The following is a 4,584-nucleotide window of genomic DNA, read 5'->3' as shown; positions in this document are numbered from 1 at the left end:
CTCATAATCAGGGAGTCCCTGGTTCAAGCCCAGGTGGGCCCACTTAATTATCAAAGAGTTACAGCAGTTTTTGCTTGTAGCTCTTTTTTGTTTTAATACCTGAAAGTTGGGGGTAGTTGTTGTTCGGGGAGTCTATTCGATCTGTCTTCCGCACGAATTATTTCACCAATGGAATTGTGAAACTGAAAGTGCTGCCTTGTCCCTGAATACTTTGAGCCTGGATTTGACCACCATGCCTTTCAACAAACTCTTTTACAATGATAAGTCCAAGTCCGGTTCCTTTTTCTCCGGCTGTTCCCAGTGTACTGCAGTTTGAATCGAAGTTGAAAAGTGACTGCAATCCTTCGTCTGACATGCCAATGCCCTGATCGATGACAGATACCTCGACAACCTTTGAAATAACCTTTGAACTGACTGTGATGAGGTCATTTTCTTTAGAATATTTGATGGCATTGGAAAGCAGGTTGCGAAGGATGGTTTTAAGCATATCCTCGTCAGCAACAACCTGAATGTCCTCCCCGATGTTAATTTGAGATGCCAGCTTTTTCTTTTCGATGGTCGACTCAAAAAGTTCAATAGTATCACATACAATGGCCTTTAGTTGAATTGGGTGAGGCACAAATTTGATTTGTTGTAATTGCGACCGTGACCAATCGAGTAGATTATTGAGCAGCGTAAATGCTTCGTTCAAACTTTGCTGAAAGAGCCCGGCATACTGACCGACAGTTTGGTAGTTCTTATTATTAATCTCTTCAATTAAAAATTCACTTAAGCCAAGCGATGATCCAATTGGGTTTTTCAAATCATGTGCAATAATCGAGAACAGTCGGTCTTTGGTTGAAATAGCTTCCTTGAGTGCATTGTTGCTGTGACGGATTTTTCGGTTAAAAAAGTAAACCGATATGGCGATCAGTAATGCCAGTATAATTGCTGTAATGGCAATTGTTTGCGTGGTCTTGTGCTGTTTTAGCTGCAGTTTATTAATCTCGTTGATGTGTTCGAGTTCTGCAATCTGCGCGTTCTTTTCATCGATGGAATAGATCGATTGTAACTGCTCAAATTTTATTTTTGCAGCTCCCGACAAGAGGTCATTTTGGATGTTAACCTGTTTTTGTTGTGCGTCGAATGCACGCTTTAAATTATTGAGATCGAGATAGGCTTTGGCCATCTGACCGTAAATTTCCAGTTGTGCTTTTTTCTGATTGTTTTTGATGGCATGATCCAGACCTTTTTGAAGATAGTCGAAGCCTTGTTCCGTTTCGTGCCGCCCCAGATAGCAAAGTCCCAGGTATTCGTTAATCGTTGCCAGGCTCAATAAATCGCCAATTGCTTGTTTCGAGCTTAGTGCTTTGTTTAAATACTCTTCGGCAACCGGGTAATTACCTTTCGCATATTCAATTTTCCCCAGGTTCTTATAAGCATTCGAAATTCCATATTTCGATCCGTTTTCCGTGTAAATTTCTAAGGATAGGTTGATTTCCCGCGAGGCTTCTGCTAAATTTCGGGAGTTCAGGTCTAACAGCCCCAGCTGTTCGTAACAAATGGCAAGGCCTCCTTTTTCGCCGTTGTTTGCCGCAATTTTTTGGTAGATATTCAACGACTCCTCAAAATATTCACGCGCTTTAGCTTCCAATTTTAAATCGGCATAAATCCGGCCCAACATGTAAGCAGCCCAGCCGTAACCTTCAACGAAATTGGCTTTTTCGTAGTTTAGTTTCGACTTGATCATATATTCAATGGCCCGGTCGTACAACCCGTTGACGCGATAAATGTTGGCCATCATGGAATAGGTCGATCCCATGGTGGCAAAATTTTGCGACATGCGATTATATTGCAGTGCCTTGTTATAAGCTTCCAGCGCCTCCAGCTGCTTCCCTTTCGTGTAAAGAATTAATCCCTTGTAGTGAAGAATTTCTCCTTTGTACCATGTATTCTCAATGTTGTTTGAAATGACCAGCGCACTGTCGTAGTAGGATTCCGCAAGAGTCATCTGTTCGTGTTCCTGGTAAATCCGACCTAGTGTGAAATACGAGCGCATTTCAAGATCTTTGTTTGTCGCTTTTTTCGAATTAACCAGCGCTTCCTGACTCAGCGAAAGAGCTTTTTCTTTATTTGATTGGGCGAGTTTTAGGGAAAGCTCAAGTTGGGTGGCAATCCTTTTTTCGCCGTGTTGGGTTTCGAGTGCCTGCTGAAGACTATCGGTGACTAGTGTAGAGGGTAATTCGGCCCTGACTATCGACGAGAATATAAAGAGGTGTAGGAAGACTGCCAGCAGCCCCCGTTGTTGGATCGATTTCATTCACGCGCAATTTTTGTCTCGAACTATCGCTTGGTCTTGTTATAGGAATGTGTCGGAACGTAAAATAAATTTTCCGATGAATAAGTTCTCTGTTTAAACCTGGTCCTATTCTTTGTTGACCAAATAGGCTTTCTGATAATTCTTAATGTGAGCCAATATACATATTTTTTAGCTTCGGTCTTCGGGTGAAGACCGGCATTCTACGGAATCTTAATGAATGATAGCGAAATAACCCAGCACTTGGTTTACCAGCCGGAGGAAGTACTTTAACTTGTGTTTTTTAGGGACCGGAGCCCTAGTGTCAATGAAATGTTCGCGGACACATTTTTGGCAATTCAGGGTAGAACCATCTCTTAAATCACTATCTTTAGCGGTCTAAATCAACCTTTATCCAATTATTTAACCATGGTAAGACGTTTGTTTTTATTCCTGGTGGCCCTGTTGTTCGTGATAACGAGCCATGCAGAAACAATTTCGTCTCCAAGCGGAGACTTTCAATTAGCCTTTTCGTTGAATGACGAAGGAATTCCGGTGTATGAACTGATTTACAAAGGAAAGACCCTGATCGGACAGAGTGAGATGGGATTTCAGATTCATGCCGGCTATAATTTGTACAAGAAATTCAAGATTGTCGGTAAGGAGGCTAACACAAAAGATGAAACCTGGCATCCGGTACTGGGAGAGCAGAAAGATATTCGGAACCATTATAACGAGTATTTGGTGAAGCTGGAACAGGACAGCACCGGCTTTCTGATGAATATTCGCTTTCGTTTGTTCGACGATGGACTGGGCTTCCGTTATGAGTTCCCGGTTCAACCGATTCTTCGTCATTTCATTGTTAAAAAGGAATATACCCAATTCAATTTGGGTGAAGACGACAAGGCATTCTGGATGCCCGGAGACTTCGATTCCAACGAGTATCCAACCAACACGTCCAAGTTATCCGAGATTAGGGGAATGATGGATCAGGCCAAAAAGGCAGGACTTGCTTGCCAGTTTTTTGCTGAAGGATTGGCCGTACAAACCCCGTTGATGCTAAAATCGCCCGAAGGTGTGTACGTAAACATTCATGAGGCGGCTTTGGTCAATTACCCGGCTATGGTGTTGAATGTCGATGACAAGAACTTCATGCTTTCGACCCAGCTCGCACCCGACTACGAAGGAAATAAAGCCTATGTGCAAACCGGATCTACTACGCCCTGGCGAACCATTGTGGCCAGCGATGATGCCCGCGATATTCTGGCTTCAAACTTAATTTTGAACCTGAACGATCCGTGTACCTACAAAGACACTTCGTGGATTAAGCCCTGCAAATACCTTGGTGTATGGTGGGAATATTTCACCGGCGGTGGCTCAACCTGGGCCTATTCGGACGAAAATAATATTGTGATTGGCAAAACGGATTACACGAAGCTGAAGCCAAACGGGCATCATGGTGCCAATACCGAGCATGTGAAGGAGTACATCGACTTTGCGGCGGCCAATGGTTTCGATGCTGTGTTGGTGGAAGGCTGGAATGAAGGCTGGGAAGACAACTGGGCCTATATGAAAGAGCACATCTACAGTTTTACCAAAGCTTACCCCGACTTTGATGTGGCAGAGCTGCACCGTTATGCGGCATCGAAAGGGGTGAAGATTATCATGCACCACGAAACAACCTCGTCGGTAATCGACTATGAGCACCAAATGAAGGATGCTTTTCAGTTTATGGTGGATAATGGTTACAATGCAGTGAAGACCGGTTATGTGGGCAAGATCATTCCGCGTGGCGAACATCACGACGGGCAATGGATGGTGAATCACTACCTGTATGTGGTGAAAACGGCTGCCGATTATAAGATTATGGTGGACTCTCACGAGGCTGTACGGCCAACCGGATTGTGCCGAACCTACCCGAACTGGATTGCCCAGGAGTCGGCGCGAGGAACTGAGTTTGAGTCTTTCAGCGGAAACCGCCCCGACCATACTACCATTTTACCTTTTACCCGCCTGATGGGTGGCCCGATGGACTATACACCGGGAATTTTCGAAGGCGATCTGTCAGTGTATGGCAACAATAAGGCCAAATTAAGTACGACTTTGGCCAAGCAGCTGGCCTTGTATGTTACCATGTACAGTCCTCTGCAAATGGCTGCCGACCTGATCGAAAATTATAAGAAATATCCTGATGCCTTCCAGTTTATTAAAGATGTGGCTGTCGATTGGGACGAAACACACATTTTGGAAGCCGAACCTGGCGATTATATTACCATTGCCCGTAAGGCAAAAGGGAAAGATGCCTGGTT

Annotated in this window: 2 protein-coding genes; one reads left to right on the top strand and one right to left on the bottom strand. The window is 44.1% G+C overall.

All coding sequences use genetic code 11. From position 1 onward, the window contains the following. Window positions 1–157 precede the first annotated feature (157 nt). Window positions 158–2,299, bottom strand: coding sequence for a tetratricopeptide repeat-containing sensor histidine kinase (locus AC37HE_RS09900; protein WP_500782671.1), 2,142 nt, complete (start codon window positions 2,297–2,299; stop codon window positions 158–160). Window positions 2,300–2,704: 405 nt separating this feature from the next. Between AC37HE_RS09900 and AC37HE_RS09895 the strand changes: the two genes are divergently transcribed. Continuing rightward, window positions 2,705–4,584 (top strand): glycoside hydrolase family 97 N-terminal domain-containing protein (locus tag AC37HE_RS09895; protein ID WP_500782670.1); only part of this gene is annotated, 1,880 nt, incomplete at its 3' end.

It is taken from the genome of Mangrovibacterium sp., from assembly GCF_059905295.1.
The sequence above is the reverse complement of the archived record's forward strand: the minus strand, read 5'-3'. Positions and strand labels throughout refer to the sequence as shown.